This is a genomic window from Paraglaciecola mesophila (assembly GCF_009906955.1).
In the GTDB taxonomy this organism is placed as follows: Bacteria; Pseudomonadota; Gammaproteobacteria; order Enterobacterales; family Alteromonadaceae; genus Paraglaciecola; species Paraglaciecola mesophila_A.
This window is the reverse complement of sequence record NZ_CP047656.1, coordinates 3,561,406-3,582,074: the sequence shown is the minus strand read 5'-3', so window position 1 is coordinate 3,582,074 and position 20,669 is coordinate 3,561,406. Positions and strand designations below refer to the sequence as shown.

General features: G+C 45.8%; 15 protein-coding genes. 1 reads left to right on the top strand and 14 read right to left on the bottom strand.

The features are described from left to right. Positions 1-2 precede the first annotated feature (2 nt). From FX988_RS15390 to FX988_RS15330, 13 genes are all read right to left on the bottom strand, one after another. Positions 3-1,193: an efflux RND transporter periplasmic adaptor subunit gene (locus FX988_RS15390; RefSeq protein WP_160181016.1), complete on the bottom strand. Its 1,191-nt coding sequence runs from the start codon at positions 1,191-1,193 to the stop codon at positions 3-5. A 213-nt stretch (positions 1,194-1,406) separates the two neighbouring features. Then, positions 1,407-1,685, bottom strand: coding sequence for a DUF3325 domain-containing protein (locus FX988_RS21890; RefSeq protein ID WP_160181015.1), 279 nt, complete (start codon positions 1,683-1,685; stop codon positions 1,407-1,409). 6 nt (positions 1,686-1,691) lie between these two features. Continuing rightward, the gene (locus FX988_RS15380; RefSeq protein ID WP_160181014.1) at positions 1,692-3,218 is read right to left on the bottom strand and encodes a PepSY-associated TM helix domain-containing protein; all 1,527 of its coding nucleotides are present in this window, start codon (positions 3,216-3,218) and stop codon (positions 1,692-1,694) included. Continuing rightward, on the bottom strand, positions 3,215-3,502 hold the full coding sequence (locus FX988_RS15375; RefSeq protein WP_201751596.1) for a hypothetical protein: 288 nt from the start codon (positions 3,500-3,502) through the stop codon (positions 3,215-3,217). Before FX988_RS15375 ends, FX988_RS15380 begins: the two co-directional genes overlap by 4 nt. 15 nt (positions 3,503-3,517) lie before the next feature. Then, positions 3,518-5,941, bottom strand: a complete 2,424-nt coding sequence (locus FX988_RS15370) for a TonB-dependent receptor (RefSeq protein ID WP_160181013.1) — start codon at positions 5,939-5,941, stop codon at positions 3,518-3,520. Between the two features lie 140 nt (positions 5,942-6,081). Continuing rightward, positions 6,082-6,756 carry a methyltransferase family protein gene (locus tag FX988_RS15365; protein ID WP_160181012.1) on the bottom strand — a complete coding sequence of 225 codons (675 nt, stop codon included), beginning with the start codon at positions 6,754-6,756 and terminating at the stop codon, positions 6,082-6,084. A gap of 38 nt (positions 6,757-6,794) precedes the next feature. Then, positions 6,795-8,813, bottom strand: a complete 2,019-nt coding sequence (locus FX988_RS15360) for a hypothetical protein (protein ID WP_160181011.1) — start codon at positions 8,811-8,813, stop codon at positions 6,795-6,797. Between the two features lie 324 nt (positions 8,814-9,137). Next, positions 9,138-10,277 carry an FAD-dependent oxidoreductase gene (locus FX988_RS15355; protein ID WP_160181010.1) on the bottom strand — a complete coding sequence of 380 codons (1,140 nt, stop codon included), beginning with the start codon at positions 10,275-10,277 and terminating at the stop codon, positions 9,138-9,140. 251 nt (positions 10,278-10,528) lie between these two features. Further along, positions 10,529-11,449, bottom strand: coding sequence for an alpha/beta hydrolase (locus FX988_RS15350; RefSeq protein ID WP_160181009.1), 921 nt, complete (start codon positions 11,447-11,449; stop codon positions 10,529-10,531). A 134-nt stretch (positions 11,450-11,583) separates the two neighbouring features. Next, complete coding sequence (locus tag FX988_RS15345; protein WP_160181008.1) at positions 11,584-13,227, bottom strand: AMP-binding protein; 1,644 nt, start codon at positions 13,225-13,227, stop codon at positions 11,584-11,586. Positions 13,228-13,304: 77 nt separating this feature from the next. After that, a complete protein-coding gene (locus FX988_RS15340; protein WP_160181007.1) occupies positions 13,305-14,087 on the bottom strand; it encodes an enoyl-CoA hydratase/isomerase family protein in 783 nt (260 codons plus the stop codon). Between the two features lie 269 nt (positions 14,088-14,356). Next, positions 14,357-14,914, bottom strand: a complete 558-nt coding sequence (locus tag FX988_RS15335) for a winged helix DNA-binding protein (RefSeq protein ID WP_160181006.1) — start codon at positions 14,912-14,914, stop codon at positions 14,357-14,359. Continuing rightward, the gene (locus tag FX988_RS15330; RefSeq protein WP_160181005.1) at positions 14,907-18,671 is read right to left on the bottom strand and encodes a hydantoinase B/oxoprolinase family protein; all 3,765 of its coding nucleotides are present in this window, start codon (positions 18,669-18,671) and stop codon (positions 14,907-14,909) included. Before FX988_RS15330 ends, FX988_RS15335 begins: the two co-directional genes overlap by 8 nt. A 215-nt stretch (positions 18,672-18,886) precedes the next feature. Here FX988_RS15330 and FX988_RS15325 point away from each other — a divergent pair, with 215 nt between their 5' ends. Further along, positions 18,887-20,113, top strand: a complete 1,227-nt coding sequence (locus FX988_RS15325; RefSeq protein WP_160181004.1) for an Nramp family divalent metal transporter — start codon at positions 18,887-18,889, stop codon at positions 20,111-20,113. 80 nt (positions 20,114-20,193) lie between these two features. Here the strand turns inward: FX988_RS15325 and FX988_RS15320 are convergent, their stop codons facing one another. After that, positions 20,194-20,640, bottom strand: a complete 447-nt coding sequence (locus FX988_RS15320) for a DUF3010 family protein (protein WP_160181003.1) — start codon at positions 20,638-20,640, stop codon at positions 20,194-20,196. Between the last annotated feature and the right edge of the window lie 29 nt (positions 20,641-20,669).

The window sequence follows — 20,669 nt, the reverse complement described above, 5'->3', positions numbered from 1 at the left end:
ACTTACACGCCCCCTTGCTTAACTGCATCGTCGTTTGATTGCATTTCAGCGTTCACCATCTTACCGTCACTTTGCATGGTCACCTCAACCGCGTTTACCTCGCTACCAGGACGGACCTTGCTCGAACCTTCCACTAATAGCTTGTCTCCCGCCTTTAATCCTGAGCTGATTAACCATTGGTTTTCCACTGCATTCAAGGTGGTTACTTTACGGGACTGAACTTTGCTATTTTCATCAATCACATAGGCATAAGCATCGCCCGCGGCACTGTGGTAAATACCTTGCTGGGGCACCAAAATAGCGTTCTCATCGACTGCATCATTTATTTGCGCACGCACAAACATGCCCGGCAGTAACACCCCATCAGGATTCGGAAACTCTGCACGCAATGTAACTGCACCCGTGGATGCATCAACCGCGACTTCCTGCATTTTAAGCTGGCCTGTTAATTCATATTCGCTGCCATCTTCAAGGATAAGTGAAACTTCAGTTGAGCCTTTTTTGATTCCTGATTTTGCAAGCAATTGACGAAGTTTTAAAATCTCAGTACTGCTTTTCGTCATATCTACGAAGATAGGATCTAAGGTGCGAATAGTTGAAAGTGCAGTCTCTTGCGATGCCGTCACTAATGCCCCCGGGGTAACGGTGGAAATACCAATCTGACCAGAAATAGGTGCTGTTACCTTAGTGAACTCTACATTAATACGCGCCGTTTCAAGTGCCGCTTGAAAGCGCTCAATATCCGCTTTAGCTTCTAAGTAGGTTGCGTGAGCGTCGTCTGCATCTTGCTGTGACACTCCTTCAAACTTTAATAAATTGGCGTAACGCTGATCTTTAAGCTTGGCCGTTTCAAGGCTCGCTTCCGCACTGTTTAAATTCGCTTTAGCTTCATTGAGTGCAGCTTGGAAAGTAGCAGGTTCGATTTGATACAACACTTCGCCTTGTTCTACATAATTTCCCTCAGTAAACAAACGCTGATGTACTAACCCACCTACTTGTGGGCGGACCTCTGCTGTTAGCGACGCTACCACTCTACCTTGCATCTTAGTCTGCATTGTATGCTCAGTTGGTGTTACCGTAACAAACGCCACTTCCGTTACTCTCGTGGCTTGAGGCTGGGCGGCCTCCTTCTGACATCCACTTAACAGTACCGAGACGAATATGAGCCCCCCGATATAAGCTGCGTATTTCATGATTAAGCATTCCTCGTAGTAAATTGAAAACGCGAGACAAAGAAACAAACGTGACGTCGATGCAAAATCGAGTCAGCGTTGTCACTGTCTACAATGGTGAAAATAGTAGCAAAAAAAGGGTTAAGGTAGGGTTAACCCTTGTTAGCAAAAATGTACGAAAGGCAGGAAATACACGGCTAACGGCAGGTTAAATGTAAGTAAGTATGTAATTTATTAATGCGCTACACGTTTTGCGAAATAAACATGTAATAACGCGGTTATCAATATATTGAGCGACAAATATGCCAACCAATCAACCATACTAATAGGGATGTTTTCGGTAGAGATAAAAAGCCAAACAAGAGATATAATTATACTCCCCCACCCCGAGATGCGCGTTGCAACTTTAACGCCTTGATTTATATGCTTACCCAATATTACTTTCGCGTGTTTATCCATGGCCAATGACAAGCAGAAAATCCCAATAAATTGTAGGGCGACAACCGTTATCATGATTTTCTATCTACTCTGAGCCGCAGGTTTTAATGGCACGACTTTATTAGGCTTTGTTTGCAGCCAACACGCTGTTTTGAACGATAAAAAAGCACTAAAGAACATGAATAAGTAAAATCCTAAGTAGATAAAATTCCAAGCAAATAAAGCTTCAGTAAAACGCGTTACATCTTGGTAAATATCCAGTAAAGGCAATAACAGACACAGTGCAGCAATAACCAACAATTGCTCTACCCATGCTTTTCGCGCTGGTCTCAATACACTATGCAAAAAGCAGCCAAGCCATACCCAAAGAAAAACCTGTACTTCTATGGCCGCGCGATTCTCTATCCCCAGTGATATGACACGATTACCCATAAAAAAAGCAGCCGTCGCCAACGGGAGTCCACTGATCGCTGCGATGTTTAACCGCTCAACAACGGCATGCCCAATATGACGTTTTTTGACTTTGTCTAACCGTTTACTCAGCCAAATAATCAAACCCGACGCTATAAGTACGCTGGATAACAAGCCGAGCAAAAATAGCAACCAACGCAATCCCACATTGGCGAAGTGCGCTTCATGTAGGCCAAAGAATACCCGTCTAACGCTTGCAGCAGTGCTCGCTGGCGGATAGCCAGGTAAGGGCTCACCATTGTGAGATGAAAACACCAAGCGCTCGCTTTGAGATGACAAGGTATGCTCTTTTGTTCTTTGTACTATGATCCGCCCGCTTGCTCGATAAGGCTGTTCAAACGTTATGACAGAAATTTGCTTTTCACCGGGCCACTGTTGATTCACCCGTTTTTGTATCACCGAAAAATCTATTAATGGTTGTGCTTTAGGGGCCAAGGAATCTAATTGATTTAAACCAGGGCTTAGTGCTCGGCTGAGCTGTCTTTCTCCACCGGCGAAATGCTCCGCGCTCCATGGTATATACATAATGACATATATCATAATGCCACTCGCGCAAATCATGACGCAAAACGGGATAGTAATAATGCCCGCCAGAGCGTGAAAGTCCGTCAAAGTTTTTAATAACTTACCCGTGCGCAAAGTGAAAAAATCACGAAAGAATCGTCTATGGGTAAATATGCCACTAAATACAGCCACCAACATAAACATAGCGGCTATACCAGCGATATAGCGTCCGCCGAAACCTCTCAATTGCAGCGTGTAATGAAAAATACGAAAGAAATTACCGCCTGCGGTTTCTCTCGGTGTAAGTATGGAACCAAGCGATGTACCTAACTCGAGGCTGTGCCTGTCGCGTCCTTGACTCCATTGAACAGTCCATTTTTGCGTGCGTTCGTTCGGTAAATAGATACGCCACGTATCTGCATTCACACCTTCCTCATGCAAAACAGCCAGTGAGCGATTGATACTATTTTGACTTGATGCGACCTGCTGACGTTCAGGCTGCATCCATTGAGTTATTTCTGGGTTAAAGTAACTAAGGGTACCCGTGAAAAAGATAGTGAACAGCAACCACCCTAGCACCAAGCCAGAATAGGTGTGCAGCCAAATCATAGACTTTCGAAAATCAGGCTTCATCCTGTTCCTAGCATATTCGTGAGCATGGTACATGCGAGTATTATGAGTGTTAAATCACGCCATAGCACAGCGCTACTCTTACGACAGAAGCTGACGATAATGACAGCAAAATACAGTAAATAACTTAACATGCTGCTGACCATTACGGCCTCATTTTTGTCACAAGCTTGACTAAGTACTAGCAGAGGGACACATGCAAAACTAAACGCCACCGCGACCAGATAGCCACCGACAACGGCGGCTATCAAGCGAAGTGATACATCTAATTGGGGTTTAATAGCCAAGTCAGTTTGCAAAACTTAGAAGCTGTACGATGCAGTTAATTTAGCATTGCGACTTTCGCCAGGTAATCCCCCTAGGTATAAGGCCTTACTGTAGTATGTTTCATCGGTCAGATTGTTTAAGTTAAGCTGGATATTCCACTTTTCTCCAACATAGCTTATGGCGCCACCTAATACAGCGTAAGCATCTACGATTGCGTAATTAATACCGAATGCTGAAGCCGCAATTGAGCGTTCGTCTTCATAGTTAACCCCAATGCTAAACTTAACTGGGTAGGCGAGGCCCTCGAATTGATGGCTATAGCTTGTCCATAGGCTAGCAAACTTTTGCGCAATTCCTTTGGTTTGCTCTTCTACTTGGCTCAATGCATGGCTACCTGGATTAGTCACAGCGTCTTGGTAGGTCGCATTGAAATTCATTGACCATTGTTCATTAAGCATTAGGTTAATATCGAGCTCAACACCTTCGGTTTCATCACGTTCGTCGTAATAATATTCAGGCACATCAATGTTATAAAATGCGTCTTCTGGATCGTCTTCGAAAAGTGGGTTCGAGTACCTTAGGTTAGTTCTACTGGTTTTAAACCAAACAAGTGACGCCAGTAGCTCTTCATCAAAGGCAGTAAATCTTGTTCCTAAGTCAAAAGATTCCGATTCTGAGTCAGGACGATCGTCCTCACCTGTTAAACTTCCTAGCACGCTATATGCAGTACGGCCTTTAGATTGATTCACAAACGCAGCAAATTGCTCAGAAAGTTTATAGTTCAGTCCTAAATTATAGGTAAAACCATTATCATCAGCATCGAATTCTGGGTTGCCGTCACTGAATTGATTTTGATAGGTTTGCTTAATACCACTATAGGCTCCACCAATACGCGCTGTTAATGCGTTTGTTACATAGAGAACCTCTTGTAAGCTCAATCCCCATGCTTTAGCAGATTTGTCGTACTTACTACGAAGTGAAGGGTTATAGTCATCAAAGTCGCCTGTCGGCCAGTTGGGTTCACGTATATCTAAAATATAAGGAACGGGATCACTGCGTGTATCATCCGCATCCCATATTGAGTACTGGGTATATGTCATATCGCGATATTCATAGTTTGCACTGATCAGATGCTCACCACGTAGCCCGCCTGCCCGCCACGCTTTAGAAATATCGGCGAAATACTGCCATGTAGACTCTTCAGCTGAGATATTTCGATACTCCTGTCGACGAGCGGCAAAAGGGTAAAGCACGTCATCGATAATTAACGGCGCTCTAGGGTCAAGATTAATCACACCATTTCGGTTGTGATAAATATAGTTATAAGCCGAGGTTTGACGAATATAATCAGTGCTGTAATTACGATATTGAAATTGGTGAGTCAAACGCCAATCGTTACCAAACTCTAAGTCTTGTCGTACTTTTAGCCTTAGTTCTTCTCCATCATTTGGTGTAGACAAAGGCGAGATCAGACCGGTGTCGCCCAAATCATAAGGCTGCCAACCATCAGTAGACGTAAGTGAGTCCGCCAATGTTTGGCGTTGTTCATCAGTCAGTTGAACACCGCCGTCAGCCACATTGCCATTGGCTAAATCATCGCTTGTTATACTGCCGGGTGCGGAATCAATTAAACTCAGATCAATCAAGCGAACAGGGTGACCAATGGAGTCAATCTGTACCGCATCATCTATGTATGCGCCGGAGAAAAGAACGGAATTACTGGAAGAAAACTCATGGCTTAGCGAGGCATATAACTCGCTGCGCTCAAAGCTTAAACCCCGATAGCCATCAGATGTTTCATAATTAGCGACCAAACGATATGCGGTATCGTCAGTCAATCCACCGGTAGCATCAAACATGACCCCATAGTTATCCCATTGCCCCACTACGAAACGCATTTCATACGCTTCTTTCTGTTGAGGCTTTTTCTCGATCAGGTTAATGACGCCACCAGCAGCCCCCATACCATAAAGCCCTGTCGCAGGGCCTTTTAGCACTTCAATGCTTTCAATATTGGTCATGGTGCGAGTAGGGTTATAACTATTCTCAAGATCTGCCCCACCGTACATTCCATCATACGCGTAGTTAACACCTAAGCCACGAATAGCCAAGTTATCGCCTACCCCATAGTTATTTCCGTCTTGCGACAAACCACTCACGTTGCGCAACGCTTCTTGTAATGTCGTACCGGCTTGCTCGTCAATTAAAAACTTATCAACCACCACCACTGCTGCAGGCGTTTGCATCAGACTCATATTAGATTTGGTTGCAGTCCCCGAATCCATAATCAACTGATTATGCTTACCATATACTGTGATTTTTTCCACATCGGCTATTGAGACAGCGTCGTTATCATGAGCAAGTTTGTTTTCATCCGCGAACACGGAAATTGAAGCGGTCGTCATAAGTGCAGCAAAAGCCGTGGATATTGGCCAATTGTGTGTGCTTTGGGAATACATTTTGTGCCCTAGTAAATGGTTAAAGATTCAAAGGGCGCGAATAGTAATTAATCTCATTTGCATTAGCAACATTTAGTTGCAAAATAACCTACTATTGTTACTAATAGGCTAATAAACAACCAGATTTCGCCAGTTCAGTGCTAGAACCAGCGTCGTGTTTTGGCCGAGTAATGGGCATAATCATCTGGATGGACTTGCGCTAAATGCGCTTCTTCGACTAGCGCTTGGCGATATAAAGACACTATGCCAATAATCAGGCACAGCAGTGAAAAAATAGATGGTAACGCGAGAAAAAACCCCAACTGAGAAACACCAATAGCAACGAACATTGGGTTGCGTGAAAAGCGGAAGAAACCACTCGTAATCAAGCTATTTGGTCCTTGCGGATCAACGCCTGAGCGCCATTGACTGCCCATGCTCACATGAATAATGATGGTTGTCAGGAACCCACAGGTCAGCAAGATGTTGCCAGCAAACATAACGGGGACATTCAACATGGCAGCAAACATTCCGAGATACTCATCTAGATTGGGGAAAATCAGCCTAAATACGCACACCATCCAAATGGTTGCGCGAAACAGCCGAAACAGTAGGTGATTCCACCAAGAGACACAGAAACGTTGCCCAGGAAACACTTGCTCATGGCCACTCGATTTTTTGACAATAATAATTTTGCAGGTATAAAACAAGGCTACAAACGTGTAGAAAATCGCTAGATATAAGCGCGTAAATTCATAGATCCCTTCGACATTTCCAGTAATCGTCTTAATCCTCTGCGTACAATAAGTTAGCGTCAATAAATGACTGCGTATCATGCTCGTTAGCACTGACCCTAAAGATTAACTGAACATGTTCACTGCCCTTCGTTGGCAATATCAGATTCAGAAACAGTATATGGGTAAAGGGCGTTCGCCTTATCAATATCCACAGATTTACCATGGCGATTGACGCTTCGATATTTTCCTAATTCGGCAGGTTTTAGATAACCTGCAAGTTGCTCTAAGTCGTTTAAGCGAACACCTTGGTTAACCAAATAGGTCAAATAAGTATGCCTTAATACCTCAGCAGACAACTGCTCAGGGTAAGGTAGCTCTGCGTCATGACCTGCATTAATAATGATCTGGCTGAGATCGTCAACCGACAAAGCGCTCAACCAGAGCAGATTATCTGGCTGCTGCCCCGCGCATAATTGTTCCATAATGGCACTCAGTTGGCTGCTCAACAATATTTTTCGAGCGTATGCACCTGTTATTTGCAGCGTATTATCACTTGGCATGAAATCGTTTTTGCTAATTTGAGTCAAGTCAGTGGCACTGACACCACTTAACAATAAACCGATAACCACTTTCCCCTGCTTATTGGCAACCCCGTACAAGGCTTGACACTCGCTGGTGCTCAGTAAGCGAATATTTTCTAGCTGGTTTGGCTCGTATTGTCGAGTACCAAGTTGCAATGCCTGCGCATTGGCTGCTAATTGTGCTTGTTCAGCCCCGTGCAACTCAGGATAACGGAGCGCCTGCTGCTCGCCAGGCAATACGACAAAATTTGCGCCCCCTGCTGCTGGCTTATTTTTACGCACAATGAAACTGAACAGCAATAGTGCCGCCACCGCCAAGACCATGGCTGCAATAACGCTGATCAGTGAATATTGCCAATAATCTGGGCCAACAGGGTATTCTGGGGTAAAGGGCGGCTCAAGTATGCTTATTTTGGCATCGAATGGTTTCGACACTTCTTGCTCAACAAGTTGGTTGTGCAAGGTACTTGCCTGCAACTGCAGCGCTTTAAGCATGTCGTCTAAACGTCGATACTCTGCCAGTTTTTGGTCAAACTTTTGAGCTTGTTCTTGGGCGTCCGCTAATTGTTCCCGTAGAGAATTTACCTTCCCCACGGAAGCAGCCAAGTTTCGCTGAGAATCCTGCAAATATAACAGCTGACTGTCGGCTATTTGGTCAGCTAACGCTGCTTTTAAAGCTTTCGCCTTTTGCTGTTTGGCCACGACCTCAGGATCCCGCTGCAAATACTGTTGAGTGTATCGCTCTGACAACTCTGACAACTCAGCTTCCAGTTCCTGTAGCACAACACGGTTCGCATCGATACTCGGCCTATCTATGGGGCGTTCAACTTGTTGTCCGCTCGACAGTGATGCGTTGAGGCTATCTAGTTCTGCTAGCGCTTGGGCTTTTTGCGCCTCAGCTTCTTCTAAAGAGTCACTCAACCCTTTAATTTTGTTTGGAATGACATTCTCTTCTCGTTCCACAGAGATAATATTATTTGCCTCGGAAAACACTTCAACCACTTGCTTTTGTGCCGTGATTTTTTGCTCCAGTGCTTCCAGTTGTTGCTCAAATTGCAGCGCTTCATTTGAACCCTTGCTAATCTGCTCTTGCTCTAATAAAGACATATACAGTGATAACCACTGCTGCAAAACAGGCTTAAGCACTTCAGGAGCTGTCCCCGTGGTTTGCAAAGTAATTGTTTTGGCTGTTTCACTGGTTGTTGCGCTAAGCATGTCTCGTAATTGCTGAATATTTACATCAATATTGTGATCTTCACGCAACTTAAGGGATAGACTCTGCAACGTGCTATTGCTGGTTAGGCGTTTCTGGTTAAGGCTAAGTTGTTGCTGAGCAATATAATCAAGCTCTTCTGCGTTTTGCGACGTATACGAAAAATGCATAATTGCCTGACTTTGAAACTCGGGGGCTCTGGTCCAAATAAAAATGTTGGCCAAAATCACCACAAATAGAAATACACCAACCAACACTTGCCATCGCTTCTTTTGTATTTTCTTTTGCTCTTGAACAGCGGCCGGGTCGTACCCTTCGCTTGGCATATTGGGAATATAATCAACTTTGTTAGTAAAGGGCATTGCACGATTCCATTTGATTTTGATACGTATAAAAAACAGGGAAACTAGGGATAAAACGTATCAACTTATTGCCTACCACGTATAGTCTAGCTAGGTTCAACTAGTGATTAAAGCATGGCGCAATGTAAAGTCACTACTAAAAAACGAATAAACCTCCAAAGGCATGAGGTAACTGATCAGGAAAAAACACAGTTGCTCATTGACTGTCACGAATAACGCTAAGGCACTTTCACTGCCTCAATACGCCTTTTTGCCGAATCGATGGGTAGTGAAATAGACATGCTGGATGATGGGCGCTAATGCCTCAGTTCCAAGTTGAAAGCGTTAAGACACTGCAAGTCCAGCAAAAAAGGCCTGGCTTTCAGTTAAAATTCGCTGTGTTTCTTGCGGTTCAGGGTGAGTTGACCAATCACCGGGTTTGAAGGTTCCCCCTAAAATCATGTAATCGTCGCGCGAAAACATATACAAAGGTGCTTTGCCGCTGCCTCCTCCCACTGTTAGAAAGTCTACCGCTGGGTCGGGTGGTAGCAAAATCAGCTGGCCTTTTGCTGGAGTAATCCCTTCATCGTCGAACAAAGCACGTGAGCCTAAACCTGTACAGTTGAACACTACGGACTCATGCATCCCATGTATTTCATCTTGATGTTTAAAGTCGTGAATAACAAATTTACCACCTGCGGCTCTGACGTCTTGGATTAATCGGCGTAAGAAAGTCGTGGTCTCCACCAGCATTGTGGCCGACACCGTACAGTAATTTGTGGAAAAGGGGTGCTCACCAGGTCCGTACGTCTCTCGATAAGGATAAAACTGACTAAATGGGCTGTCCTCCTTCGCGGGGGTGTCGCTTGCAGTGTATAACTCTATCCATTTTATCCCGTAGTCGTCACCTACCATACGAGCAAAGGTTTCATGGGATATTTGCGCTGCAAGTTGTAGTTGCAATTTGAATGCAGCCGAAGAGACCAAAGGATCATGTACGCTAAACGGGCCCCATTCACCGCCAGCGACTTGGGACGTGGTGTGCCGCGCCATTTCACGGGTATAAATGGTGACGCTCCAGCCTGCCTCTTGCAATAATCTAGCTGTGGTTAGGCCCATGACACCGCCACCAATAATGGCTGCTTCTTTAACCTCTGCATTTTTCACTTCGCTAACGGCTAATGCAGAAGAGCCCCAAGATAGGGTGACGCCTCCCCCGCCATGCCCATAATTGTGCACTAAGGTTTTATCACCAAAAGGTTCGCTTCTAACTACGAATCCTTCGGCTCTGTACGGTCTGTGCCCCACAATTTCAGTGATGATATTATTAGCGGAAATTCTCGGAGCCACCATGGGTTTTCGAGAAAATGGTCGCTCAAAGCCTTTATTTACTGGCGTTTGTGCACAGCCACTTATTGAAGCTGCTACAGCGCCAGCTCCCAAACCTTGTAAAAAATCTCTACGTTTTAGCGCTCGATGAAACATGCATTCCTCTCAATTATTTTGTCTTTGTTTATACCAGCGCTCACTGAAAATTGATGCTTGGGATTGCTAGAAGTACTGGCTCAGGCCACGCACAGCAAGGTGCATGCCAAAAAAAAGTGATTGAAAGGTTGATTATAGGAACAGCAAAGTGCAAGTGAATGACTCACAACTTAGCAATAGACTCATGCATTCATCACATGCGAGTCGGTGTTACAGAGCAAGGATTAAATAGTAATAGAAGTATTGCGTCGTTAGCTGAAAATGCTAAGCGCCCAATCAATAAAATCTGTGGTGACTTCGTCACGGTTAGTTTCATTGAGCATTTCATGCCGACCGTTTTGATAGAATTGATGGGTTACTCGGGTAAACCCGTGCTTTTGATAAGCATTTAATAAACGCTGAACACCTTTACCTTTTTCGCCGACGGGATCATCAGTGCCTGAAAACACATAAATCGGCAGAGTCTTATCTACTTTTTTTAGGGCATGCTCAGACGCTATCGTGCCTAATGCGGTAAACATGTCGTTCCAAGTTTGGGTAGAGCATTCAAAACCACACAAAGGGTCAGCGACATATTTGTCGACTTCAGCTTCATCTCGAGATAGCCAGTCAAACTCAGTACGATTGGGTTTAAACGCTTTATTGTATGCACCGAATACCATGCTCAAAATGACGGGACTATGCCCAGTTGGGCTTAATCTTCGCCGCTCAAACCACGCTAACATCTGGGCAATTTTAAGTAACGCCCCAGCGGGTCCATTTGTGGCACAGAGCGCTGCTGCCGAAATGGTATCGCCATAACGGACCATATAATCTTGGGTCATAAACGAGCCCATAGAGTGCCCGAGCAAGATAATCGGTTTATTTGGTAGCCGTTGCTGAATATGTTGGTTGACCACAGCTAAATCATTCACTGCTTTATGCCAGCCATCTTCATCCGCCATGTGGCCCAGTTCGCGATCCTTTAAAATTGACTGACCATGCCCTCGGTGATCATTGGCTACCACGGCAAAACCTGCTTTATTCAATGCCAACGCAAATCGCTCGTATCGCAGGGCATGCTCACTCATACCGTGAGCAATATGCACTATCGCTTGTACCTCACCAGCAGGACGCCACAGATAACAGTACACATCTAGACCATCAGTTCCTTTAACAATAAATGTTTCCATTCTCTGTCTCCTTCTGGCTAGGTTACCGTCAAAGCGGGTGCGTTACTCAAGCGATGCTCAGACAGCGAGTTTAAATCAAAAAAGTACAGTAAGAATGTCACGAATGAAGGTTGCATTCAAAGACCGTTTAGCTGCTAGTGAAGGTCTTCTTCCCATAGTACGCCCTCGCCACGCTCTTCATCAAACAGCCAACCATAGTGGCGCTCAACATCATTACGCTTAACCTTAGTGGTTGCTGTGAGTAAGTCATTTTCAACTGTCCAGCCGTGACTGCACACCATGATAAAATCCAGCTTTTGGTGACTTTCTAACTGACTGTTTACCTTCGCCAAGGTGTCTTGAAGAGACTTAATGATCTCTGTTGATTTGCGCTTGCATGACTGATTAAGCACCACCATAGCCACGGGTTGCTTTTGACCAGCGCCAAGTACGCAGGCTTGCTCAACGTTTAAGTTCGCGAACAGTAAACTTTCAATGGGCACGGGCATAACGTACTTGCCTTTGGCTGTTTTAAATTGCTCTTTTATGCGCCCGGTAATCTTGTACGCGCCTGTCTCGGTAATGGTCGCCACATCACCTGTCTTAAACCAACCATCAACAAAATTCTCTGCGGTTGCTTCAGGATCGTCATAATATTCCGAGAAAACCAAATCACCGCGAATCAATATCTCGCTATCTGGGGATAGCTTCATGTCGATGTTTGGCATTGGTTTGCCAATTGTGCCTAGATCTTGATGGCTAAAGGGCATATTTCCGCTGGCAAGGCCTGTTGTTTCTGTCATGCCCCAGCCTTCATTGATAGGCATACCTAAACGGTGATACCAAGCTAATACCGACTCTGACATAGGTGCAGCACCTGAACCAAAGGTGCGGGCTTTGTGCAGCCCTAGTTTTTTGCGAATTTTACCAGCCACTAGCTTACCGATGATCGGTAGCTTCAGTATTTTATCTAGTTTCTCGGCACCCACTTGACTTATAACTTGCGCCTGAAAAACCGACCATAATCGCGGCACCGATGAAAATCCTGTAGGGCTAGCATGTTGAATGTCGGCTACGAAGGTTTGCAGGTTTTCAGTGAAATACACCTCTACTTTACAGCGCACAAATACCGCCACTAAGCTGCGCTCAGTGATATGCGCCAAAGGTAAGTAGCTAATGGAACGGTCACCGTCTCTTATTTCAAAAAGCTTAATCACATTATCTGCCGCAGAAGCAAAGTTTTTGTGAGAAAGCACCACACCTTTTGGTAAAGAGGTTGTGCCCGATGTATACGAAATAGTGGCCATATCGTCACTTGTAGGCAAATACGGCTTAGCAATTGGCTCAAATGCGGTTAGCCAATCATTCCATTTTTCGTGGCATTCAACCGTGGGGTAAGGGAAAGATATGCTTAATAATGTACTAGGAATAGCCGCTTTGGCTGCATCAAGATTATCCAATTTACCCACGAATATCGCTTTTGCTCCGCTGTGGTTAATCACGTGCTCGATAATATTCACCCCAGCGGTGGCGTAAATCGGTACGCTGACCATCCCCGCCATGGCAATGGCGAAGTCAGCGATGATCCATTCGGCGCAGTTTTTCGACATGATGACAATACGATCGCCTTTTTCGAACCCTTGCGCCTGCAAGCCTTGAGCAATGCGCTTAGCTTGCTCTGTCACTTCCCCCCAAGTGAATGTATGCCACTGACGCTCAATGGGTTGATGAAACAAGGGCTTATCAGGGTGTGCTTCGTTACCTGCAAATAAGCTATGCAAAACCGTTGTATTGTCCACTATCTACTCCTATTTCAATCGGTTAGGACAACGGCGCATTACCCAAAACATGCCGTTTCGCCCCTATTTTAATATCACTAGCGGCCTGAAAATTGCGCTTTTCGCTTGGCTAAAAATGCGCGACTGCCTTCTTTAGCATCTTCACTATCGGTGCATATTTTTTGTAATTTGGCTTCGTAGTCAAAGGTATCACTCAAGTTACTTTGCATGGCTTCATTGAGCACTTCTTTGGCGTAACGTAAGGCTAAAGGCGCTTTATTCGCCAGTTCATTAGCCAGTGTCATCGCTTCATCGAATAATTTAACGTCTGCTACGACTCTATTGCACAAACCTAACTGCAAGCACTCCTGTGCACCTAGTTTGGTACCAAGGGCAATCAACTCGAACGCGCGCTTACGTCCCACTGTTTGCGCTAAGTGCCAGGTCGCCCCACCATCAGGAATCAAGCCAATAGCACTAAACGCCTGATAGAGATACGCATTTTCGGCCATGACAGTTAAATCGCAGGCCATAGCGAACGCGCTACCAATGCCTGCAGCAGCCCCATTGACGGCGCTTATCCAGGGTTTTGGTGCCTGCGTTATCGCCATCAAAGCGGGTTTGTATTCTTGGATCAAGCCTTGTTCTACATCTAGATCATCAGGCATGACTTCACTTAAATCGGCCCCTGCGCTGAAAGCTCTGCCTTCGCCCATCAGTACCACAGCACGTATGCTTTCGTCGGCGTTTACTTTGTTCGCCGCATCGCGAAAAGCCTGGCGTTGATTCTGGTCAAAGGCATTAAGCTTTTGCGGGCGATTAAAGCAAATAATGGCAATGCTGCCCTGGATAGAAGTGGTAACAGATAAGGCTTCTGACACGATATTAGCTCTCTACTTGAAATGGCTGGTCTACTATCAACGCCGCGCTGAACATATCGCGACCGCGAAACGGTTACTTATCGGGACCGCGATATAAATAGCGCAAAAGAAACAAACCATGCCACCAGCAAAGCCAAAAGATAAATTGAATCTAACTATGAGTGACCATATTCAGATGTTATAGAAGTGTTAATGCGCTATAAAATGCGGGATTGGTAGGCATATGGAGCCGTTTTTAATCAAAAATACGGCTCAAATCATACAAATTATTACAAAGAAGCAGCAGCCCGAGAGGCTTGATCGTACAAGCCGGACATGGATCTGAGGGTAGAAGCTAACTTAGCTAATTCCTGTTGATCCACATCGAGCATCTTTAGCCCGTCGAGTAAACATTGTTCACGTACTCGGCCGTATTCTTCACAGGCTTTTTTGCCCTTACTCGATGTTGCATAAAAAATTTCCTTTCCGCGCTTTGTTCCTGTGACCAACTCCAATTTGAGCAGCTTTTTTATCGCATAGTTCACAGTGTGGGTATCAATGATATTTAATATAAAGGCGATATCACTCAGGCGCTTTTCTCGGTCTCGATGATTAATGTTGTGCAGTATTAAGATATCTAACACTGCCAATTCACCGATACCGGCGGCATTGGCGCAGCGCACCATCCACTGTGAGAACGCGTTATACACCACTGTCATGCCGTATTCGACTTCCGACAGTGGCCAATTTTCATCTGATGCTAAATGCTCAGATGAAACGATTTTTCGCTGAGAAACCGTCGACTCAGATTTCGAGATGCTTAACGAACCTTTGTTACTGTCAGTCATGGTCATACTCCTGGTGTAAAGTCGCTGATTTTTTACGTTTAACAGCACCAAACCCGCCACCAGTAGGCGTTTGAATAACCACGACGTCATTCGCTTGCACTTGCGTTTCACCGTTACCGGTTAAATCGAGCCGTTTCTGGCCGTCCCGCTCAATCCAGTTATGACCTAATTCTCCGGCTTGACCACCATTGACGCCAGCAAGTGGCACTTCGCGGTGGCCAGACAATATGGCGCACTGCATATTGGCTAAAAAGCGTATTCGCCTTTCAATACCGTCCCCCGCATCCCACTGGCCTTTTCCTCCTGAGCCTCTGCGCACAACAAATTTATCCAGTAATACTGGGTAGCGTGATTCAAGTATTTCAGGGTCCGTTAAGCGCGAATTGGTCATATGGGTGTGCACTGCGGCAGCACCGTTAAAGCCAGGCCCTGCGGGTGCGCCAGAACAAATGGTTTCATAATATTGATACTGGGCATTACCAAAGGTCAGGTTGTTCATGGTGCCTTGGCTCATACCCAGAGAGCCTAACGCACCGAATAAGGCGTTTGTCGCTGCTTGGCTGACCTCAACGTTACCTGCTACCACAGCCGCGGGATAAACGGGGTTGAGCATAGAGCCTTCGGGAACAGTAATACTAAGGGGTCGCATGCACCCCGCATTTAAGGGGATGTCACTGTCGACGAGACAGCGAAATACATACAGTACAACCGCTTGGGTGATCGCCCCAGGCGCATTGAAGTTATTTGGTTGCTGGGCACTCGTACCGGTAAAGTCGATGCTGGCACTGCGATTATCGTGATCTACTGCGACGTTAACGCAAATGTGTAAGCCGCCATCCATTTCATAGCGATACTCGCCGCCTTTTAGGTTGTCTATAGTGCGCCTGACACTTTCTTCTGCATTGTCCATTATATGCTGAGTGTAGGTGTTGACGATAGGCAAGGTGTATTCGTCAACCAATTTAAGTAATTCTTGATACCCTCGACGGTTTGCGCCAATTTGTGCCTGTAGGTCAGCCACATTCTGGGCGAAGTTACGTACTGGATGAGTCGCCCCTAGCATTAATGCTTTAAGCTCATCATGTAAAAAACGCCCTTTTGACACCAGTTTCATGCAAGGAATAACGACCCCTTCTTCGATGATTGTTTTCGCTTTTGGTGACATAGAGCCCGGTGCAATACCGCCTATGTCAGCATGGTGAGCCCTGCTTGCCACGTAAAAGATCACCTTGTCATCTTGTTTATCAAAAATGGGGGTGATAACGGTAACATCAGGCAAATGAGAGCCACCATTGAACGGGTCGTTGTGGATAAATACGTCCCCTGATTCAATACTCAAGCCGCTTTGAATCAGCACTTTAACCGTGGCATCCATGGAGCCCAAATGCACTGGAATATGCGGCGCGTTTGCTATTAACTGACCGTGAACATCAAATACCGCACAGGAAAAGTCCAATCGCTCTTTGATATTGACCGAAGAGGACGTATTGCGCAGCACTATACCCATTTGCTCCGCTATGGACATAAACTGGTTATTGAATATTTCTACCAATACAGGATCGCTTTGCTCGTTATTCGCTGTAGGCACTGCAGAACTTTGGTCTTGGCTGTTTTCGTTTTCTAAGGCTCCAGCGGCATTCTTTTTCAGCACTAAATGCTTGTGTGCTGTCATGCTGGCGGTCCAGTTTGGCTCAACAATCACTGTGCCATTGTCCTCGATAATAATCGCTGGGCCCGGTACTTTATGGCCTGGTAGTAATTGCTCCAGTTGATAAATAGGTGTTGGGTGCCAAGCCCCAGCAGAAAATATTTGAGTGCTGTTTTGCGCAGCGGGCAACACATCGTCCGTCAATGGGTAAAGCGGCTCATTAATGTCTTGCCCGCCACCAGCAGACTCCATCGAAATAGATTCAACAATGATGTCTTTATCAGGAGAGATAAAGCCATATTGGGCCGTATGCTGCGCCTCGAAGTCTTGTTGCATCTTATCCTTCACGCTATGGCTGACAGGTAAAGTGGTGTCGGTTCCCTGATAACGTAAAAACACCGTTGCACTGTGCGTTTGTGCGGTTTCTTCGATTCCCTGTTCTAGCAACTCTTCGCAGGTGTGCGCTTTTAAACGCGCGAAGGCCTCGATTAGCGCCTCAAGTCCACTGGTATTCATCACCTGCTGAAAGGTTTCAGTACGCTGGCTGCGAATATCCGCTAGCCCCATGCCATAGGCTGATAAAATACTGGCGAAGGGGTGAATAAAGATGGTGTGCATACCTAATCGGTCTGCTACTAAACAGGCGTGCTGACCGCCCGCACCGCCAAAACAGGTCAATGCGTACTGCTGCACGTCATAGCCACGTTCAATGGAAATTTTCTTAATGGCTTGAGCCATATGTTCAACTGCTATAGTTAAAAACCCTTCCGCTATCTGCTCACCGCTACTCGCTGCACCTTGTTGCTGGGCAATATCGTCAAAGGCCGCTTTTACCGCTTCATCATCGATAGCTTGGTTGTGCTGCGGGCCGAACAATTTGGGGAAAAATCGCGGATCGACTTTACCTAAACATACGTTGGCGTCAGTCACTGTCAGAGGCCCGCCGTTTCGATAAGACATAGGGCCAGGATATGCTCCTGCTGATTCAGGGCCCACTCGAAAACGCTGCTCATCGACATGTAGCACCGAACCACCACCTGCGGCTACCGTATGCACACTCATCATGGGTACGCTCATACGCACACCCGCCACTTGGGTTTCAAAGGCACGTTCAAATTCGCCAGCATAGTGAGATACGTCTGTGGATGTACCGCCCATATCAAAGCCAATTATTTTGTTAAAACCCGCTAATTCACTGGTACGCACCGCTCCAATGATACCCCCTGCAGGGCCAGATAGAATCGCATCACGTCCCTGAAATTTGCTGGCAGCGGTTAAGCCACCTGATGAGCGCATAAATTGCAGGCGCTTGCTATCCGTCGAGCCTGCCTGCTCAGCGCTCGTTTCAGCACCAATGGCTTTTCCTACTCGCTGTACATAGCGTCGTAAAATGGGTGATAAGTAAGCATCGACCACTGTGGTATCGCCTCGCGGCACGATACGCACCATAGGGCTCACATCATGGCTAGTGCTGATTTGCGTAAAGCCAATTTCTTTGGCAATGTGCGCGATACGTAGCTCGTGCTGTGGGTACTTATAAGCATGCATCAGCACGATAGCTACTGAGCGAAACCCTGCGACATAACGCTGTTGCAGGCTTTGACGCACAGCCTCTTCATTTAACGCCTTGAGCGTGTGGCCTTGATCATTCATACGCTCTGGCACTTCGATCACGTCTTGATACAGCACCTCTGGCTTTTCAATGTTAAGCGCGAAAGTTTTAGGGCGTACTTGGTAGCCTATTTCAAGCACATCGCGCAAACCTTCGGTGATAACAAGTACGGTGGCTTCACCTTTGCGCTCCAGCAAGGCATTGGTAGCCACGGTCGTACCCATTTTAACGCTACCAATGAGATCGGTAGGAATAGGCGCCTGGCCATCAACCTCAAGAAAGTCACGTATGCCTTGTAAGGCCGCATCTTCGTAGGCTGTCGGGTTTTCAGATAATAGCTTTCTCGTCAGTAGCTGCCCCTCGGGGGTTTTGGCAACAATGTCCGTGAACGTACCGCCTCTATCTATCCAAAAATCCCAGCGCTGGGCATTTGTATTAGCCGTATCTAAAGAGAACTGCGATTCAGGTGTAGAATGTTCGCTGGCGGTACGTGTCATGTTTTTATCCCTTTGGGTAACTCGAAAACGATGTGCTTAATTTCAATCTAACCATTCATTGATAATTTATCAACATTTTATAAATATAATGTTGATATGCATTTTTTATGTTGCTAAGTTGACCTAGCAACAAAACTAATTGATATGCTTGCACAACATTGACAAGGCTTAACTGAATTAGATTCGCTAAAGCGAACACAATGGGAACACCTAATATGGCGTCACTGAATTTTTTAAAAAACGTAGGACCGGGAGCCTTAGTAGCTGCTGCCTTTATTGGCCCGGGCACAGTGACTGTGTGTACATTAGCCGGGGCGAATTTTGGGTATACCTTGTTATGGGCATTACTGTTCGCCACTATTGCGACCATTATATTCCAAGAAATGTCTGGTCGATTGGGCACCATAGCGCAAAAAGGTTTAGGTGAAGCTCTGCGGGAAAGCCTGCAATATTCTATTTGGAAATGGCCGCTATTTGCGCTTATTGCGATAGCGTTATATGGCGGCAATGCCGCCTACGAAGCAGGTAATTTATCCGGGGCGGCTCTTGGGGTGAGTGCGATACTCGATGAGCCTAGCGACAACGTGTTCACCTGGACTATCATCATCATCGCTCTTATCGCCGCACTTGCACTTTGGCGAGGCAGCTACAAGCAAGTAGAGCGCCTACTTATGGCGTTGGTGTTGTTCATGGGAGTGGCATTTATCAGTACCTTTATCGTCAGCCGCCCAGATTTGGGAGCGTTTATGCAAGGTATGTTTACCCCAACTATAAAGGACGAAAGTTTAGTGACTATCGTTGCTTTAATTGGCACCACTGTTGTGCCTTATAACCTTTTTTTACATGCCTCTGCCGCGAAAGCCCGCTGGCAAGGCGAAGCCGACTTACCCGCAGCGCGAACAGATTCAATTGTATCCATTGGCCTCGGTGGCTTGGTTGCCATGTTTATTGTATCGACCGCTGCCGCAAGCTTATTTTCTCGCGGGTTAGGTGCCAGTAGCGCCGCCGATATGGCCATTCAGTTAGAGCCTTTATTTGGTAGTTTTTCGAAATATTTATTAGGCGCTGGACTGTTCGCCGCGGGGCTGAGCAGTTCACTGACCGCCCCATTGGCAACAGCCTATGCCATCACCGAAATCATTAACCCGAACGCCAACATAAAAGAGAAAATCTTTCGCGGTGTTAGCTTGAGTGTGCTGTTGGTGGGCGTGGTATTCGCTTTAAGTGGTGCCAAGCCAATTAACATCATTATTGGCGCCCAGTTTGCCAATGGCTTATTGCTGCCCATCATTGCCGCATTTTTACTTTACACTATGAACAACAAAGCGCTGCTAGGTAAATACACCAACGGCTTGGTCGCTAATACTTTGGGTGCAATCGTGTTTGTAGTCTCGGTAGGGCTAGGTGTGCGCTTAGTTCTTAAATCACTGTCTGTGATGTAACTGCCACTCTAACTCACTTCAACTGGCACAAAAAAAGGCGCTAAGCGCCTTTTTTAAATTCTTACTGATATATCAAAAATTTACTCGTCTTTCGGGGCGTACTTGTCTTTCATCAAATAAGCAAACGCGGTATTAAACGCGGTTTCTTGGAAAACTTTCAAACCCGTTTCAGCATAGGGGATATGTACAGGGTTGCGTCGTAATGACTCTTTGATATCCGTCGGTGACATAATCACCACATCTAAATCTTCAATGAGCTCAATGGCGGCTTCGAGTTTAAAGCCCACCGCGCCTCCGGCAAATTTACCTTTCATCGGGCGCTGGCGAATAACCACTTTATCTACCTTGTAATCTGCCATTAGTTTGGCGAATGTCTGCTGAAAATAGCGTAAATCTTTACTGCTATTGATGTTGGTTAATGTAAGACGACGGCTGCGAAAATCCGGCAATTGAAACACCTCATTAGCCAAAGACAACAAACACACATTTACATCATTACTGTTTAATTCAACACCACAAACTTTCATATATCACCCAACTTGTTAAGACCGGCGCA

What these genes read in the sequence shown, in the direction of transcription:
- FX988_RS15390 (WP_160181016.1), bottom strand. Translation starts at nt 1,193, where the DNA reads ATGAAATACGCAGCTTATATCGGGGGGCTCATATTCGTCTCGGTACTG.
- FX988_RS21890 (WP_160181015.1), bottom strand. Translation starts at nt 1,685, where the DNA reads ATGATAACGGTTGTCGCCCTACAATTTATTGGGATTTTCTGCTTGTCA.
- FX988_RS15380 (WP_160181014.1), bottom strand. Translation starts at nt 3,218, where the DNA reads ATGAAGCCTGATTTTCGAAAGTCTATGATTTGGCTGCACACCTATTCT.
- FX988_RS15370 (WP_160181013.1), bottom strand. Translation starts at nt 5,941, where the DNA reads ATGTATTCCCAAAGCACACACAATTGGCCAATATCCACGGCTTTTGCT.
- FX988_RS15365 (WP_160181012.1), bottom strand. Translation starts at nt 6,756, where the DNA reads ATGATACGCAGTCATTTATTGACGCTAACTTATTGTACGCAGAGGATT.
- FX988_RS15360 (WP_160181011.1), bottom strand. Translation starts at nt 8,813, where the DNA reads ATGCCCTTTACTAACAAAGTTGATTATATTCCCAATATGCCAAGCGAA.
- FX988_RS15355 (WP_160181010.1), bottom strand. Translation starts at nt 10,277, where the DNA reads ATGTTTCATCGAGCGCTAAAACGTAGAGATTTTTTACAAGGTTTGGGA.
- FX988_RS15350 (WP_160181009.1), bottom strand. Translation starts at nt 11,449, where the DNA reads ATGGAAACATTTATTGTTAAAGGAACTGATGGTCTAGATGTGTACTGT.
- FX988_RS15335 (WP_160181006.1), bottom strand. Translation starts at nt 14,914, where the DNA reads ATGACTGACAGTAACAAAGGTTCGTTAAGCATCTCGAAATCTGAGTCG.
- FX988_RS15330 (WP_160181005.1), bottom strand. Translation starts at nt 18,671, where the DNA reads ATGACACGTACCGCCAGCGAACATTCTACACCTGAATCGCAGTTCTCT.
- FX988_RS15325 (WP_160181004.1), top strand. Translation starts at nt 18,887, where the DNA reads ATGGCGTCACTGAATTTTTTAAAAAACGTAGGACCGGGAGCCTTAGTA.
- FX988_RS15320 (WP_160181003.1), bottom strand. Translation starts at nt 20,640, where the DNA reads ATGAAAGTTTGTGGTGTTGAATTAAACAGTAATGATGTAAATGTGTGT.